Below are 16494 nucleotides of genomic sequence, written 5' to 3'. Positions count from 1 at the left end.
AGGAGTGATTTATGACTAAAGTTATCGCCACGGAAAACGCGCCAGCCGCGATTGGTCCTTATGTGCAGGCCGTCGATCTCGGCAATATGATCCTGACCTCCGGTCAGATCCCGGTCGATCCGAAAACCGGCAGCGTGCCGGATGCGATCGATGCCCAGGCGCGTCAGTCGCTGGAGAACGTGAAAGCGATCGTTGAAGCGGCAGGTTTGACCGTGGGCGACATCGTGAAAACCACCGTTTTCGTCAAAGATCTCAACGATTTCGCCACCGTTAACGCCACCTACGAAGCCTTTTTCAACGAGCATAACGCCTCCTTCCCGGCGCGCTCCTGTGTCGAAGTGGCGCGTCTGCCGAAAGATGTGAAAATCGAAATCGAAGCCATCGCCGTTCGTCGTTAATCCCCTTCGCCGCCCTCAGCGCCCTTGCCTGATGGCGGCTGCGCCTTATCAGGCCTACAAAACCCAGACCACAAACCGCATTCCCGTAGGCCGGATAAGCGCAGCGCCATCCGGCAATCAGCCCGCACTTCACCCTCAGGCGAAATGCCTGATGGCGGCTGCGCCTTATCAGGCCTACAAAACTACGCCTTATCAGGCCGACAAAAACTCATGTTGCTGAAACGGCGTAGGCCGGATAAGCGCAGCGCCATCCGGCACTTATCCGCGCTACTGCCAGCCGTAGCGGCGGTAAAAGATCCCCTTCACGCACTGGGTCAAAATCATATACCCGGCCAGGATCGCCACCAGCCACGGGAAATACCCGAGCGGCAGCGCCTGCAATTGCAGGTAACCCGCCAGCGGCGAGAAGGGCAGCGCAATGCCAACGCAGATGCCCATAAGCGTCATCGCCACCAGCGGCCAGGCGGGGCGGCTCTGAATAAACGGCACGCGGCGAGTGCGGATCATATGCACAATCAGCGTTTGCGACAGCACGCCTACCACAAACCAGCCGGACTGGAACAGGGTTTGCGCCTCCAGCGTATTGGCCTTAAACACCCACCACATCACAGCAAAAGTAATGATGTCGAAAATGGAGCTGATCGGCCCGAAAAAGACCATAAAACGCCCGAGATCGGCCGGGTTCCAGCGCTGCGGCTTGGCGATCTGCTCCTCGTCGACGTTATCAAACGGGATCGCCACCTGCGACACATCGTAAATCAGGTTCTGAATCAGCAAGTGCAGCGGCAGCATCGGCAAGAAGGGCAGAAACGCACTGGCCACCAGCACGCTAAAGACGTTCCCGAAGTTCGAGCTGGCGGTAATTTTGATGTACTTAAGCATATTGGCAAAGGTGCGACGCCCCTCGATTACTCCCTGCTCCAGTACCATCAGGCTCTTCTCCAGCAGGATAATATCCGCCGCTTCACGGGCGATATCGACCGCGCCATCCACCGAGATACCAATATCCGCCGCCCGCAGGGCAGGCGCATCGTTAATGCCGTCGCCCATAAAGCCCACCACGTGCCCTTCGCGCTTCAGCAGGCGCACAATGCGCTCTTTGTGCATCGGCGTCAGGCGGGCAAACAGCGTCACATGCTGCGCCACGTGCGCCAGCTCGTTGTCGCTCATGCGTTCGATTTCACTGCCAATCAGCACATCACCCACCGCTAAGCCCACTTCGTGACACACTTTGCCAGCAACCAGTTCGCTGTCGCCGGTAAGGATTTTGACGGTGATGCCGCTGGCTTTCAGCGCCTTTAACGCCGGGGCGGTGCTCTCTTTCGGCGGATCGAGAAACGCGATATAGCCTTCGAGGATCAGATCCGACTCATCAATCCGCTGATAGTCACCGCTGCGCGCGGGCAGATATTTGGTCGCCACCGCCACCACCCGCAATCCCTGGCGGTTAAGGGTGCTGGTGACGCGCTCAATGCGCCGCAGCATGCTGTTATCCAGCGGCACAATCTCACCGTTGTAGCGCACATGGCCGCAGACGCTGAGCATCTCGCTAAGCGCGCCTTTGCAAATCAGCTGATGGGCGTCCGCCTCCTGCGCCACCACCACCGACATACGGCGGCGCTCGAAATCGAAGGGAATTTCATCCACTTTGCGCCACTGTGCGGCGAGCGTTTGCGCCATCTCCGCCTCGACGCTCTCCAGCACTGCGGTATCAAGCAGGTTTTTCAGCCCGGTCTGGTAGTGGCTGTTGAGCCACGCGCAGTGCAGCACCCGCTCGCTCACTCTGCCGCTGATATCGGTATGGTTCTCCAGCACGATTTTGTCCTGCGTCAGCGTGCCGGTTTTATCGGTGCAGAGAATATCCATCGCGCCAAAGTTCTGAATGGCGTCGAGGTGTTTCACAATCACTTTCTGTTTTGAGAGCTTCACCGCGCCGCGCGCCAGCGTCGAGGTGACAATCATCGGCAGCATCTCCGGCGTCAGCCCAACGGCGACAGAGAGGGCAAACAGCGCCGCTTCCCACCAGTCGCCTTTGGTAAAACCGTTAATCAGCAAGACGATGGGCGTCATCACCAGCATAAAGCGGATCAGCAGCAGGCTGACGCGGCCGATCCCCTTCTGGAAAGCGTTGGGTTCGCTCTCCTGCTCGCCGACGCGGCTGGCGAGTTGCCCAAACCAGGTCTGCCCACCGGTGGCGATCACCAGCGCCTGCGCGGTGCCGCTCACCACGTTGGTGCCCATAAAGCAGAGGGTGTCGCACTCCAGCGGGTTGCTCTGCGCCACCTGGCGGCTAATGGCACTCTTCTCAACCGGCAGTGATTCTCCGGTCAGCGACGCCTGGGCGACAAAGAGATCCCGCGCCTGCACGATGCGTAGATCCGCCGGAATCATATCCCCGGCGGAGAGTTTGACAATATCGCCCGGCACCAGCTGATCGATCGGCAGCTCGCACCAGTCGCTCTCGCCGGTATCACTCACCACGCGCCGCACCGTCGCAGTATTGGTGACCATCGCTTTTAGCGCATCCGCCGCTTTGGTGGATCGCGCCTCCTGCAACCAGTTCAGCAATGTGGAGATCGCCACCATCAGCGCGATCACCCCTGCGCCAAAGAGATCTTCCGAGGCATAGGAGATGATGCCGAGCACGGTGAGCAGTAGGTTGAACGGGTTGCGGTAGCAGAGCCAGAGATGCACCCACCACGGCGACGGTTTCTGCGCCGGAATCAGGTTCTCGCCGTGGTTCTCCCGCGCCAGCCGCACCTCCTGCGCGTTTAACCCTTCCGGGTGGCTGTTAAAGGTTTCCCACAGCTGCGGCTGCTCCATTAGCGCCGTTTGCAGGCAGCGTTCACTCATTGAGGGCGGGATCTCGCCCTGGGTGGCGCTGCGCACGCCGGGAAGCGGATCGCGCGCGACCAGGCGGCGCGGTAAGTGGCGATTCAGGCGAGCGAAAAGCTGCCGGGTAAATGTTTTCAGCATAGTGGTGTCCTTGCCCCCGCCTCACGCGGGTGCGTTAACTGCGGGCGCGGCAATGCCGCACCCACAGGTGTGAATAACTTGGGCAGGGACGAGATGACGTCGCTGCCTTACGCATCCGGTAAGGCAGCAAATGCGGCTTACCGGAAGAGTCTTCTCCATCGGGGATGAGGGGTGGGATCGGGATCCATAGCGCCTCCGGTAAGGGTTAAAAGGGAATGATTACGCAGCGGTATCATATACCTCGAAATGTAAACCGAACGTATACGACCGCCACTCGCGCCATGCAGGGATAAACCAGACTTTACTCATTGTTGTTATTTGCTCTGAAGTGCAACACTTTCTGACTCTGCCAACCCCCATCGCCAGTATCAGGAGTGCTGCATGCCAAACCGGCTGACCATTAATGACATCGCGCGTTTAAGCGGCGTGGGAAAATCGACCGTCTCGCGCGTGCTGAACAATGAAAATGGCGTCAGCCAGCAGACGCGCGAACGGGTGGCGGCGGTGGTCAATCAGCATGGCTTCTCCCCTTCCCGCTCCGCACGCGCCATGCGTGGGCAGAGTGACAAAGTGGTGGCGATTATCGTGACGCGGCTCGACTCCCGCGCCGAAAACCTGGCGGTGCAGACCATGCTGCCGGCCTTTTATGAGCAGGGCTACGACCCGATCATGATGGAGAGCCGCTTCAAACCGGAGCTGGTGGCGGAACATTTGCAGATGTTGAGCCAGCGTAATATCGACGGCGTGGTGCTGTTTGGCTTTACCGGCATAACCCCCTGCCTGCTGGCCGCCTGGCGCGACTCGCTGGTGGTGATGGCGCGCGACGTCAGCGGCTTTTCCTCCGTCAGCTATGACGATGAGGGGGCCATTGCACTGCTGATGGCGAAGCTCTATGCCGAAGGCCACCGGCAGATCGCTTTTATGGGTGTCCCGCACAGCGATGTCACCACCGGCAAGCGTCGCCACCAGGCGTATGAGGCGTTTTGCCGCCAGCACAATCTGACGCCGCGCGCGGTGCTGCCCGGCCTCGGTATGCAGCCGGGTTACGATCATGTGGCGCAAGCGCTGACATCTGATACCACGGCGCTGCTCTGCGCCAGCGACAGCCTGGCTCTCGGTGCCAGCAAATATCTGCAGGAGCGGCGCATCACGCTTCAGCTCGCCAGCGTCGGCAACACGCCCCTTATCAATTTTCTCCACCCGGAGATCCTGACCGTCGATCCGGGTTACGCCGAAGCCGGTCGTCAGGCGGCGGCGCAGCTGATCGCTCAGGTGACCGACGTTGATGCCCCACGCCAGCATGTGATCCCTGCCCGTCTGGTTTAACTTTTACGCGCTTTTTTGATGCATTTTTAATCATCATAAAAGCGTGAAATTTTATATTTCCCCTGAATGCCCCGCCCGCTGTAGCGTCAGATTTTTACTTTGTCCTGAGTCAAAAAAGAGGCAAACATCTTTGATGCAAATCACTATATATAGAAATTAGAATGCTCGCCGGCCCTACATGTTGTAGTTCTTGACTATTATACGAACAAACCTACCGCCCGGAATGCACGTCATTCTGTGGATAATCGGGGCCAGAACGGGACGAACTTATTGGTTTTAATAATGAATAACCAACCGATGGGGCGTCTTTATCGTGTGGATAACCTGTTTTGCAGAAGGGAGTGATCATGACACCGCATGTGATGAAACGAGATGGCTGTAAAGTGCCTTTCAGCTCGGCGCGGATCCAGGAGGCAATCTGGCGCGCCGCAACCGCAGCGGGAGTCGATGACGCAGACTATTGCGCCACCGTCGCAGCAGTTATCAGTAGCCAGATGCAGGATCGCGCGCAGGTCGATATCAGCGAAATTCAGACCGCCGTTGAGAATCAGCTGATGTCCGGCCCCTACAAGCAGCTGGCGCGCGCCTATATTGAGTACCGTCACGACCGCGATATCGCCCGCGAAAAGCGTGGCCGCCTGAACCAGGAGATCCGTGGCCTGGTGGAGCAGACCAACTCGGCGCTGCTTAACGAGAACGCCAACAAAGACAGTAAAGTGATCCCGACCCAGCGCGATCTGCTGGCGGGAATTGTCGCTAAACACTATGCCCGCCAGCACCTGCTGCCGCGCGATGTGGTGCAGGCTCATGAGCGCGGCGAGATTCACTACCACGATCTCGACTACTCACCCTTCTTCCCGATGTTCAACTGCATGTTGATCGACCTGAAGGGGATGCTGACCCACGGCTTTAAGATGGGCAATGCGGAGATTGAGCCGCCGAAATCGATCTCCACCGCCACGGCGGTGACCGCGCAGATTATCGCCCAGGTCGCCAGCCATATTTATGGCGGTACCACCATCAACCGCATTGATGAAGTGCTGGCACCGTTTGTTACTGAAAGCTATGAAAAACATCGCAAAGTGGCCAACGAGTGGCAGATCGCGGACGCCGACGCCTACGCCCGCTCGCGCACTGAGAAGGAGTGCTACGACGCGTTTCAGTCGCTGGAGTATGAAGTCAACACGCTACATACCGCCAACGGCCAGACGCCGTTTGTCACCTTCGGCTTTGGCCTCGGCACCAGCTGGGAATCACGCCTGATCCAGCAGTCGATTCTGCGTAACCGTATCGCAGGCTTAGGTAAAAACCGCAAAACCGCGGTGTTCCCGAAACTGGTGTTCGCCATTCGCGACGGGCTGAACCACAAGTTCAGCGATCCGAATTACGACATCAAACAGCTGGCGCTGGAGTGCGCGAGCAAGCGCATGTACCCGGACATTCTCAACTATGACCAGGTCGTGAAAGTGACCGGCTCGTTTAAAACCCCGATGGGCTGCCGCAGCTTCCTCGGCGTGTATGAAGAGAACGGTGAGCAGATCCACGATGGGCGCAACAACCTTGGCGTTATCAGCCTTAACCTGCCGCGCATCGCGCTGGAAGCGAAAGGGGATGAAGCGGCGTTCTGGAAGCTGCTGGATAGCCGCTTAGCGCTGGCGCGCAAAGCGCTGATGACCCGTATCGCCCGCCTCGAAGGGGTGAAAGCGCGTGTAGCACCGATCCTCTATATGGAGGGGGCGTGCGGCGTGCGTCTGCAAGCTGACGACGATATTGCGCCGATTTTCAAAAATGGCCGCGCGTCGATCTCGCTGGGCTATATCGGCATTCATGAGACCATCAATGCCCTTTCCGGCAATAAACATATTTACGACAGCGAAACCCTGCGCGCGAAAGGGGTGGCGATTGTTGAGCGCCTGCGCCAGGCGGTGGATCAGTGGAAAGAGGAGACCGGCTACGGTTTCAGCCTCTACAGCACGCCGAGCGAAAACCTCTGCGACCGCTTCTGCCGCATCGATACCGCCGATTTTGGCGTGGTCGATGGCGTGACCGATAAGGGGTATTACACCAACAGCTTCCACCTCGACGTGGAGAAGAAGGTGAACCCGTACGACAAAATCGATTTTGAAGCGCCCTATCCGCCGTTAGCCAGCGGCGGGTTTATCTGTTACGGCGAGTACCCGAACATTCAGCACAACCTGCGCGCGCTGGAGGATGTGTGGGATTACAGCTATCAGCATGTGCCCTATTACGGCACCAATACGCCGATTGATGAGTGTTATGAGTGCGGTTTTACCGGCGAGTTTGCCTGCACCAGTAAAGGCTTTACCTGCCCGAAATGCGGCAACCATGATGCTTCCCGCGTGTCGGTCACCCGCCGCGTGTGCGGTTATCTCGGCAGCCCGGACGCGCGCCCGTTCAACGCCGGCAAGCAGGAAGAGGTAAAACGCCGCGTGAAACACCTCGGCAATGGGCAGATAGGTTAAGCCCGGCGATGTGCCCGATGGCGCGACGCTTATCGGGCCTACGGTTGTTTTGCAAAGCGACTCTGAAGCGATTTCGCTAAACAGTTATGGCGTCAAGCAGGAAGCGATTTCGCAAAGCAATTGGCATCATAACAAGGCGGCAAACGAAGGAATCCCGGGGAGCTTACATAAGTAAGTGACCCGGGTGAGTGAGAGCAGCCAACACAGTTATGGCGTCAAGTGGGAAGCGATTTCGCAAAGCAGTTGGCGTCATAACAAGGCGGCAAACGAAGGAATCCCGGGAGCTTACATAAGTAAGTGACCCGGGTGAGTGAGAGCAGCCAACACAATTATGGCGTCAAGCAGGAAGCGATTTCGCAAAGCAGTTGGCGTCATAACAAGGCGGCAAACGAAGGAATCCCGGGGAGCTTACATAAGTAAGTGACCCGGGTGAGTGAGAGCAGCCAACACAGTTATGGCGTCAAGTGGGAAGCGAAAATGAATTACCATCAGTATTACCCTGTCGATATCGTGAATGGTACTGGCACCCGCTGCACCCTGTTCGTCTCCGGCTGCGTGCATGAGTGCCCAGGCTGCTACAACAAAAGCACCTGGCGGCTGAACTCCGGCCTGCCGTTTACGCGGGAGATGGAGGATCGGATCATCGCCGATCTCAACGACACGCGCATTAAGCGCCAGGGGATCTCCCTCTCCGGCGGCGATCCGCTGCATCCGCAAAACGTGCCCGATATTTTAAAGCTGGTGAAGCGCATCCGCGCCGAGTGCCCCGGCAAAGATATCTGGGTATGGACCGGGTATAAAATCGATGAGCTAAATAACGCGCAGCAGGAGGTTGTGGATCTGATCAATGTGCTGATCGATGGGAAATTTATGCAGGATCTGAAAGACCCAATGCTGATCTGGCGCGGTAGCAGTAATCAGGTAGTGCACCATTTGCGGTGACGGGGATTATTTCCTGAGTCATGCTGCATTAAACGTTACGCAGTCATTAGATAAATTAACCCGCACATAATGAGTGCGGGCTTATTTTATTTATGGCGAGTCTGAATAATGCTCAATCTATCGCCCTTCTCTACCACGCGGAAAGTTGAGACATAGGCTTTCCTGGTCGCTTTTTTATTCTCACTATCTGCACTTTTGTTTACTTCAATCTGGGTAAGGTATTCCTGACCTGATTTGAATTTAAATTCATCAGGCTGGATACAAAAAAGCCCAGATTTTGCTTGTTTGGAAGAGGGAAAGATGAACTGTTCCGATGGCTTTTCGAGGTTATAAGTTATTGCCGATACCACCGCCTCATCACTCTGTAGAGGTAAAGACAAGCATACATCGCTATTGTTTACGTGAGCAGAGACGGGAGTCTCTTGCGTATACCGACGATCAAGGTTATCCCCCAATGTACAACCACTCACAACAACGATTAAAGCGATGACGAGTTTATTTAAACTGTTCATTAGAATGGGAATCCTTCAAGAACTTTTTGAAAATTTGCATTAAGCTGGTCATCTACAGGCCCAACATAAGAAACTTCATAATCCTTGCCTCTTCTTGTCAGCCAAAGCTTAAGTCCAAACTTACGTAGTAAAAAGTAGTCAGCAATTATCTGCGCTTGTTGCTCTAATCTGTAATCAAGTAATTTCTTATTATCTTCAAAGGTATACTCGTAGCTAATAAACCCGCTGGCGAGGCCCCTCATTCTGACCCATATACCTCGTTGATACTGCCAGACATGAGCCATTTCATGGATGAAAATGTGTTGATACTGGAATGAATTTTTAGAAAAGTCATTACAATACCAGTCCCGGAAATAGAGCTCACCATTAGGACTCATCGCGGTAGTTTTTCTCTGAAGCTTGAATGGGAAGTAGCTGTCATGATGGATCCATACACGTGGATACGTTATAGAGCTTCCGTAAACGGTTCTGGCTAACGCTATTTCTCCAAGGGTAAGTAGCCTTAAACTACCTTCTTCATCACTCATAGAATCCTCCATTATTCTTTAATTACAGTGCCTTATAGTAAGTTATTAGACAAATTACTCATGATAGATATTTGCCACAACTTCTCAGCGCCGTAAATTCTAACAAAAAGGAAAGAGTCATATGTCTGTGTTTCCGCTATTAATGCGGCTTAATGCGTAGAGTATCCCCCGGTATAACCGCTCTCAAAATCGGCTCACACAGGCCATCGCCACGCGTTGAAAGGTGTCGAAATCGGCGCAGGCGCAGAGCCTGGCGGTGGCGCGTTCGCGCAGGAAGGTGACGAAAATATCGTAGATTGCCATCGCCTCTTCATACTCGCTTTTGCTGATCGCCAGTAAGAAGATGACGTGCGCCGTCTCATCGCCCCAGGCGATGCCCTGCGGGGCCAGCACGGTGTAAACCACGGTTTTCTTTGCCAGCAGGCCAAGGGCGTGCGGCAGCGCGATGCCTTCACCGAGCAGGGTGCTGACAATCGCTTCGCGCTCCACCACCGAATCGAGGAACTCGCCATCGACAAAGCCCTCCTGCTGCAGCTCGGCGCAGAGGGTGCGGAACAGGGTTTGTTGATCCATCGCCTCATCGATAATGCGAAAGTGGGCGGCATCGAAATACTTCTTCAGCATCCACGGGCGGGTGCGATCCACCAGCACCAGTTTGCCAATCTGCTCCAACTGGTAGTCGCTGGGGAACGGCGCGATGGTCACCACCGGTTTATCTTTTTCGCTGATGCGCGCGGTAGAGATAACAAAATCTTCCGCCAGCGTGTCGCACTGCTCGTAGTCGCGCAGCGTCACGGTGCGGGTAATGACGATTTGCGGATATTTGCGCGCCAATACCGCTTCAATCATCCGCACCATCGCATTCCCGGCATCGCACACCAGCAGCACGCGCGGCTGGCGCTGATAGCCAACGTTGTAGTGCCGCTCCAGCCCGACGCCAATATGCAGCACCAGAAAACCGATCTCATTTTCGCTGATGGTATAGGGCGTGTATTTTCCCCAACTCGACACCGCTGCCAGCGTCATATCCCACGCCATCGGGTAGTGCTGTTTTATGTTATCCAGCAAGGGGTTAGGGATCATGATCTGGTAGCGCACGCGGGTGATCATGGTTTTGATATGGGTCAGCAGGTCGGCGTGCAGCTGCGCGTCGCCCTGCAGGTTGTAGTTATAGTGCGTATTGATATAGCCAAGGATGTAGTTCACCAGCGTTTCGTCATCATCAGCGCTGATGGCGCTGGGTGCCGGATCCTGCACTCTCCGGGCGGCGATATGCACCCGCAGCCAGTGCTCCTCCGCCTCTGCCAGCGGTTTGCCCGCCAGCTGCTGCAACGCACTGGCGATATCCCGCGCGGCGTGATGCACCTGTTCATCACCATCGTCGGCGGTAAACTCCGAGAGCGGAAACCCTTCGCTGATGCGCCGCACGGCAACGGCGCAGTAGAGCTGGATAAAGCGATCGCCCTCATCGGTAAGGCGAATATGGTAGCGGCTAAAGCAGTCGTGCAGAAAGGGTGCCAGCGCCTCCGGCACGCCCGCGTTGAGCGCATCTTCGGTAATTAGCGGGTTGTGGGCATTGTGCTGCGCCAGCTCCCACAGCAGATCGGTCAGGCAGGCGCGCAGGGCCATCTCGCTGCCGAAGAGCTTCATGCCGTGGCGCGGGCGGGTCTCCAGCGTCAGGCGGTAGCGGGAGAACCACTCGCGCACCTCGGTCATATCGTTTTGCAGCGTGGCGCGGCTAACAAACCACTCGTCTGCCAAATCCTCCAGCTTGAGGGAGAAGGCCGAGGTGAGAAAGCGCACCACCAGATAGTGGACCCGCTCCGGCCCGGTGCGCGGAATGCGCAGCGCACGCGGGCGCGTCGCCTGAAGCGTATGGTAAAGCGCGGCATCCAGCACCTTCAGCTGGTAACCGCTGCCGCGGCTCAAAATAAACTGCGCGCCGTGGTTCTCCAGCAACGCATTGAGCGCAGTGATATCAGCGCGGACGGTACGCGTGGAGACCGACAGCCGCTGCGCCAGCTCATCCTGCGGCAGCGTCTCGTTTTGCAGCAGGCTGAAGAGTTGCGCTAAACGTTGGTTCGGAAATCGCACGTCATTACCTCATGGTTAAAAGTGCCGCAGAGTGCTGATACATATGCAGTTAATCAGGCCAGACAACTGCGGCGACAGGCCTTACACCAGCGCTTTAGTCATCATTAATAGCTGGCGGACATCCGCCGGACGGGTCTCGCCACTCACCTTATCAATAATTGAACTATAAATGTGCGGAATGATTTTACTAACCCCCGCCGCCAGCGCGATTTCGACGATCTCGCTGAAATTCTCCAGATCGATGCCGCCGGTCGGCTCCAGCCAGAAGTCGTGCCGCGCACAGGCTTCGGCTACGGCTTTGTACTCCTCGCGGCATTGCAGCCCGCCCATCGGGAAATATTTGATTGAGCTACCGCCCATATCTTTCAGCAGAGCAATCGCCGTTTCCACCGGCACAATCGCATCGGCGGCCTGGCTGCTGAGCGGCCCGGTGGAGATTTTCACCTGCCCCGGCGTGCCGGTAGGTGACACCAGACCGTTAACCACCGTCTCGTTCTGCCCGAGCAGCGCGCGGCTGGTGCCCACGCCGGTAAAGACCTGGTTGACATGCTGCGGCTGCACTTCGCGGGAGATAGCACTGACCATCGCCGACTGGTTCGGATCGCCCGCGCCAAGGCCGACGGAGAGCGCGTTATCAATCCTCTGCGCATACTGGCGCATATCGGCTACCGCCGAGTCGATATCGGGGTAGTTTTTTGACAGCACGCCGACCAGAACATGCCCTTCCGCCGCTTCATAGATGGCGCTGGCGTTATCAATGCTGCCTGCCAGCACGTTCAGGCAGACGCGGTCGTGGTAAAAGTTGGGTGTCAGTTTCATGGGCGTGGCTCCTTATTCAGTTCCTCGGCGATGCGTTGCGCGATGATGGTCAACTGCTCAGGGCTGACGCTGCGCACATCGGCTTCGATAATCCCTTCATTGGCTTTGTAGCCGCGAAAATAGATGGCGTACTCCCCCTGTTTGAGGGCCTCGACCAGCTCACCGGTGGCAATGCCGGTGACGGCTTCATCAAATTTGATTTCGCTGCGGGCGATGTCGCGCCCGGCGCTGTCCCACACCACACGGGCGCTGACACCATTAAGGCTATTGAGCTGCTCAATAAAGGGCGTCATTTTGGCGACCATCTCCGCCCCACTCTCCTTTTTCGCGCTGAGATAGTGCTCAATGGCGCAGGTGAGGCCAAGAATGCCCTCTTTGCCCACCTTCATCGCGCGGCCAATCCCCGCCGTCTGGCGTTTCACCCACTCGACATACTGCGTTTTGCCAATCACCAGCCCGCTGGTTGGCCCTTCAATCGCTTTCGCACCGCTGTAGATCACCAGATCGGCCCCGGCGCGGTAGTAGCACTGCAAATCCTCTTCGGCGGCGGCATCGACTATCAGCGGCAGATGGTGTTTACGCGCCACCACGGCGGCCTGCTCGACGCTGAGCATGCTCTTCTGCACGCAGTGGTGGGATTTGATAAAGAGGATCGCCGCAGTGCGCGGGGAGATCGCCGCTGCCAATTGATCGGCGGAGCATTCGTTGGCGTAACCGGCTTCAACCACTTTGCCGCCGCCAAGCGCCACCATTGTGCCGACCGGCGCGCCGTAGTTGACGTTGTGCCCGCGCGGCAACACGATCTCACTGTTTTCGATCTTTGTGCTGTGCAGGTTCTCCAGCAGCCAGTCGCTCTCTTTTACCAGCACGGCGGCAACGGCTTGTGCCAGCCCGGCCGAGGCGCAGGAGACCACGGTCGCGCCTTCCACATCCAGCAGCTTCGCGATGTAATCGCCGGTTTTATTCACCAGGTCTTTCATTTCAAAGTAGTGGTTCATGCCCTGCAACGCCGCGTCAACCACTTCCGGGCGCGGGGTCGAGACGCCGAGCGCCGTCATGCGCCCGGAGGCGTTAATCACCTGTTTTAACTGGTACTTCTCATAAATCGAAGACATGCTCTGCCCTCCCTTGTTCGGTCAGATAGCCCCGGCCTGCGCGAATGGCGGCCAGCGGCGTAAGTAACTGGTCAGCCTGCAAGGCGCTATTCTCTGCATCGGTGAACAGCACCGGCTGGCGGCGAAGATCGAAAATCGTCAGATCGGCATCAAAGCCAACCGCCAGCCGCCCTTTTTTCGCCAGGCGCAGCCCATCGGCGGCATGGTCGGTCACGCAGGCGATCACCTGCGGCAGCGAGAGGCCGATGGCGAGAAATTTGGACATCACGTTCGCCAGCGATCGCACCGGGCCATCGATGCGGTTGCGGCAGTAGATATCGGAACTGATGGTATGCGGCAAAATGCCGAGGCCGATGGCCTGCTTCGCCACCGCAAAGCTAAAGCTGGCACTGCCGTGGCCGACATCAAGGCGCACGCCGCGCGTAATGGCGCGGGTCACCGCAGCGCGCAGTTCGCCGCCCGGCGTCAGAATGCGGTTCGGTTTGCCGTTATAGCAGTGGGTGATGATGTCTCCGGCGCTCAGCAGGTCGGCAATCTCATCGAGGTTCGGCGGGTTGTTGCCGATATGTACCATCAGCGGCAGATCGCCATTCTCCTGCTGCATCGCTTTCGCACGCTCAAGCGGTGTGATGCCGTTGTCACCGACCACGCTGCTGCTCATGCGCGCTTTCAGGCCGACAATAAAATCGGGGTGGCGCTGCACGGCGTCGCGCACGGCGCGGGCATCGATCTTGTCGAGGTTCGCCAGTTCGTTCTGCGCAATCAGCCCGACACGGGAGATATTGAGCAGGGCGTAAACCTCGGTCGTTGCCTGGCGGGTGATAGCGTAGAAATCATCAATATCATCCGCGCCAGTGCTGCCGGCATCGACAACTGTGGTGACGCCGGTTTCAATCCCGACGCTGTCCGGCTGATCATGGTAAATCGGCGAGTTGGGGTAGCAGTGGACGTGGGAGTCGATCCATCCGGCGCTGACATAGTGCTTGCCCGCCAGATCGACGGTTTTCACCGCCGGGCCACTCATCTCGCCAAGTGCGGCGATTTTCCCGTCGCTGAGGGCAATATCCGTTACCGTATCGTCCACCAGCCGCGCCCGGCGCAGGAGTAAATCAAACATATCTCTCTCCAGAAGTGACAGGTGCCGCAGCACCCGTGTGCATCAGAGTGCGACCGGGAAGATCGCGCCCAGCAACATGGCACCGAGGATAGCGCCGCCGGTAATCGGCTTTTGCCAGAGGTAAAAGAGCAGCGCGCCCACCAGCGAGCCAATGCCAATCGGAATCGAGGCGGTCATGGCGCTTAAGATAATCAGCGGGCCGAGAAAACGGCCGGAGGCGTTGCCCGCGCCCATCATCACGTCTGCGCCGTAGGTGGAGTCGCTCTGATTGATGGTGAACTTACGCGCCAGAATGATCAGGTAACCAATCGCCAGGCCAATTACCAGCCCGGTTGCCAGCGAGGCAACAAAGTTAGCCACCGGGAAGACAAAGCCCGCGCCGAGCAGCAAGGCGGGCACACCAAGGCCAACGCCGGTCTGGATCGCACCGCCGATATCGAGAATGCCGACCAGCGACCCTTCGATAATGCGCGCAAACAGGAAGCTGGCACCGAAAGCCGCGACCGCGCCATAAACGCCGGTATCCATCCCCGCGCGCAGCATCGAGACAAACGCCACTTCGTTAAACGCGCCGATGCCGTAGAGGTAGTACATGTGCGTTCCGGCAAAGACGCCGGAGGAGAGCAGGCCAACGAAGATCGGGAATGACCAGTCGGCGTACCAGAAGCCTTTATTCTCTTCCATTGCAGATCCTTATTTGCCGCTCAGCGAGTTGTGGATGAGCTCCAGCCAGTTCGGCGCGCTCAGATGGAATGACTCAATCATTTTCAGATCAAAGCCGCGGAAGAAGGCGCTCAGCACAAACAGGGCGACAATGGCGCTCATCATCACTTTGGTGACGCGGTTCCAGCCGCTCTCTTCCACCCCTTTACCAATCAGGATGCCGAGCACCAGGCCCGGTACGGCGTTGCCCATAATCAGTTGCGCCGCGCCGCCGAACACCGTTGCCCAGAAGCCTGATTTTTTGCCCGCGTCGATCGCCGCCAGCCAGAAGATCACCGGCATGATGGTGTTAACCAGCAAGTTAGCGGCGGGGACCAGCACTTTCACGGCGGTGACTTGCAGCGCTGCCGGCACGGAGGAAGCCGTCAGGTTAAGGAAGGTAACGACCACCATGCCGATCACGCCACAGGCAATCGCCATCTTTTTTGGATCGTGCAGGGTTTCGCCGACGTTGCGGTTTTTGACCATCAGCGCCGCTGCGCCCCAGTTGGGGATGATGCGGTGGTCAACGTCCTGGGTAAACGAACCCGCCGCTACCGACGAAGCCCAGGCGTTAAAGAAGAAGCCTAAACCAAAGGAGAAGTGCGACGCCGGGTCCCCTTCGCAGGAGTTCAGCTCGCCCAGTGTACGAAATGCGCCCATTCCCTGAGTGGTTGGCGCGTGAAACATGCGTGCAGCCCCGGCGCCCACACCGACGCCGACCAGGCCGCCGATAATGAGCGATTTTATTAGTATGAGTAAGAACATCAGTCTGCCCTCTTCTACCCTGCCAGCAACGCCTGCGGGGTATGCGGTAAGTTAGTGCGTGACGAACTCCACCTTGTCGAGATTGATGGCGGTCACGTTGACGGTCACGTCCAGCTCCACGCTGTACGAGCGTCTTTCGCGACGCAAAAAGAGGAACAGAAAGGCCTCTTTGCGCGTCGTTTCCTGCGCCTGAACGACCTGCACATCCTGTGGCTCAATACGCAGTAAAATGTGCGGCGACGCCTTCATCACCGCGGCCTGAACATGGTTCAGCGCGTCAGCAAAGGCGCGCGTTTTGACGTCGCCCTTGCCCTTCACCCTGACCGTGGTGGTGAACTGTTCTTTCATAGTTATGCGCCGTGTTTTTTCTGCCACGCCTGCACCAGGCGCTCGCCTAACTCTTCTTTATCCATAAAGCCAAAACCGAGCACCTTGCACCCTTCGTTGATGGCGGTAACGCCCTCGTCGATGGAGCGCATGCCGTGTTTCGCTTTATAGCCATATTTGTTCTGCGCGGTGATGGCACCTGCGCCGCCGCTGCCGCAAAAGGAGATGCCGAAGGTGGCGTTTTCCGCGTTCATCACATCGCCGAGTTTCATATCTGCCGCCACGCCCGGTACCACTACCGCGCGGCCGCCCGCTTTCTCTACGCCTGCCGCCACTTTCTGCCCTTTGCCCAGGCGGTCGCCAATCACTACGGTAATCTGTTCCATGG

At 57.4% G+C, this 16494-nt stretch carries 15 protein-coding genes; 4 read left to right on the top strand and 11 right to left on the bottom strand.

The features are described 5' to 3' along the window. The first annotated feature begins 11 nt into the window (after positions 1-11). Positions 12-398: a 2-iminobutanoate/2-iminopropanoate deaminase gene (ridA, locus tag HF650_RS03035; protein WP_187801122.1), complete on the top strand. Its 387-nt coding sequence runs from the start codon at positions 12-14 to the stop codon at positions 396-398. A gap of 267 nt (positions 399-665) precedes the next feature. Here ridA and mgtA read toward each other — a convergent pair whose 3' ends face one another. Continuing rightward, on the bottom strand, positions 666-3374 hold the full coding sequence (mgtA, locus tag HF650_RS03030; protein ID WP_187801121.1) for a magnesium-translocating P-type ATPase: 2709 nt from the start codon (positions 3372-3374) through the stop codon (positions 666-668). Between the two features lie 381 nt (positions 3375-3755). On the opposite strand from mgtA, the gene treR reads away from it, so the two are divergent. From treR to nrdG, 3 genes are all read left to right on the top strand, one after another. Further along, on the top strand, positions 3756-4700 hold the full coding sequence (gene treR, locus HF650_RS03025; RefSeq protein ID WP_187801120.1) for a trehalose operon repressor TreR: 945 nt from the start codon (positions 3756-3758) through the stop codon (positions 4698-4700). A 347-nt stretch (positions 4701-5047) separates the two neighbouring features. Then, complete coding sequence (gene nrdD, locus HF650_RS03020) at positions 5048-7183, top strand: anaerobic ribonucleoside-triphosphate reductase (RefSeq protein ID WP_187801119.1); 2136 nt, start codon at positions 5048-5050, stop codon at positions 7181-7183. A gap of 477 nt (positions 7184-7660) precedes the next feature. After that, on the top strand, positions 7661-8125 hold the full coding sequence (nrdG, locus tag HF650_RS03015) for an anaerobic ribonucleoside-triphosphate reductase-activating protein (protein ID WP_187801118.1): 465 nt from the start codon (positions 7661-7663) through the stop codon (positions 8123-8125). Positions 8126-8211: 86 nt separating this feature from the next. On the opposite strand, the gene HF650_RS03010 is transcribed toward nrdG, so the two are convergent. The 10 genes from HF650_RS03010 to HF650_RS02965 form a co-directional block, all read right to left on the bottom strand. After that, positions 8212-8637, bottom strand: coding sequence for a putative T6SS immunity periplasmic lipoprotein (locus HF650_RS03010; RefSeq protein ID WP_187801117.1), 426 nt, complete (start codon positions 8635-8637; stop codon positions 8212-8214). After that, a complete protein-coding gene (locus tag HF650_RS03005) occupies positions 8637-9164 on the bottom strand; it encodes a type IV secretion protein Rhs (RefSeq protein WP_223284268.1) in 528 nt (175 codons plus the stop codon). The genes HF650_RS03010 and HF650_RS03005 overlap by 1 nt, the downstream gene beginning before the upstream one ends. A gap of 183 nt (positions 9165-9347) precedes the next feature. Further along, positions 9348-11258, bottom strand: a complete 1911-nt coding sequence (locus tag HF650_RS03000; protein WP_187801115.1) for a PRD domain-containing protein — start codon at positions 11256-11258, stop codon at positions 9348-9350. Positions 11259-11339: 81 nt separating this feature from the next. Further along, entirely contained in the window at positions 11340-12077 is a 738-nt protein-coding gene (locus HF650_RS02995) for a KDGP aldolase family protein (RefSeq protein WP_187801114.1), read from the bottom strand. Next, positions 12074-13192, bottom strand: a complete 1119-nt coding sequence (locus HF650_RS02990) for a DgaE family pyridoxal phosphate-dependent ammonia lyase (RefSeq protein ID WP_187801113.1) — start codon at positions 13190-13192, stop codon at positions 12074-12076. Before HF650_RS02990 ends, HF650_RS02995 begins: the two co-directional genes overlap by 4 nt. After that, positions 13176-14309 carry an amidohydrolase/deacetylase family metallohydrolase gene (locus HF650_RS02985; protein WP_187801112.1) on the bottom strand — a complete coding sequence of 378 codons (1134 nt, stop codon included), beginning with the start codon at positions 14307-14309 and terminating at the stop codon, positions 13176-13178. Before HF650_RS02985 ends, HF650_RS02990 begins: the two co-directional genes overlap by 17 nt. A gap of 42 nt (positions 14310-14351) precedes the next feature. Beyond that, on the bottom strand, positions 14352-14993 hold the full coding sequence (locus tag HF650_RS02980; protein ID WP_023480214.1) for a DUF4310 family protein: 642 nt from the start codon (positions 14991-14993) through the stop codon (positions 14352-14354). Between the two features lie 9 nt (positions 14994-15002). Then, positions 15003-15779, bottom strand: a complete 777-nt coding sequence (locus HF650_RS02975; RefSeq protein WP_187801111.1) for a DUF4311 domain-containing protein — start codon at positions 15777-15779, stop codon at positions 15003-15005. A 51-nt stretch (positions 15780-15830) separates the two neighbouring features. Continuing rightward, positions 15831-16127 carry a DUF4312 family protein gene (locus HF650_RS02970; protein ID WP_187801110.1) on the bottom strand — a complete coding sequence of 99 codons (297 nt, stop codon included), beginning with the start codon at positions 16125-16127 and terminating at the stop codon, positions 15831-15833. 2 nt (positions 16128-16129) lie between these two features. After that, positions 16130-16492, bottom strand: coding sequence for an SFCGS family glycine-rich protein (locus tag HF650_RS02965; RefSeq protein ID WP_023480243.1), 363 nt, complete (start codon positions 16490-16492; stop codon positions 16130-16132). Positions 16493-16494: the final 2 nt, after the last annotated feature.

The sequence above is a fragment of the Kosakonia sp. SMBL-WEM22 genome, assembly GCF_014490785.1.
Taxonomy (GTDB): Bacteria; Pseudomonadota; Gammaproteobacteria; order Enterobacterales; family Enterobacteriaceae; genus Kosakonia.
This window is presented reverse-complemented; position numbering and strand designations above follow the sequence as displayed.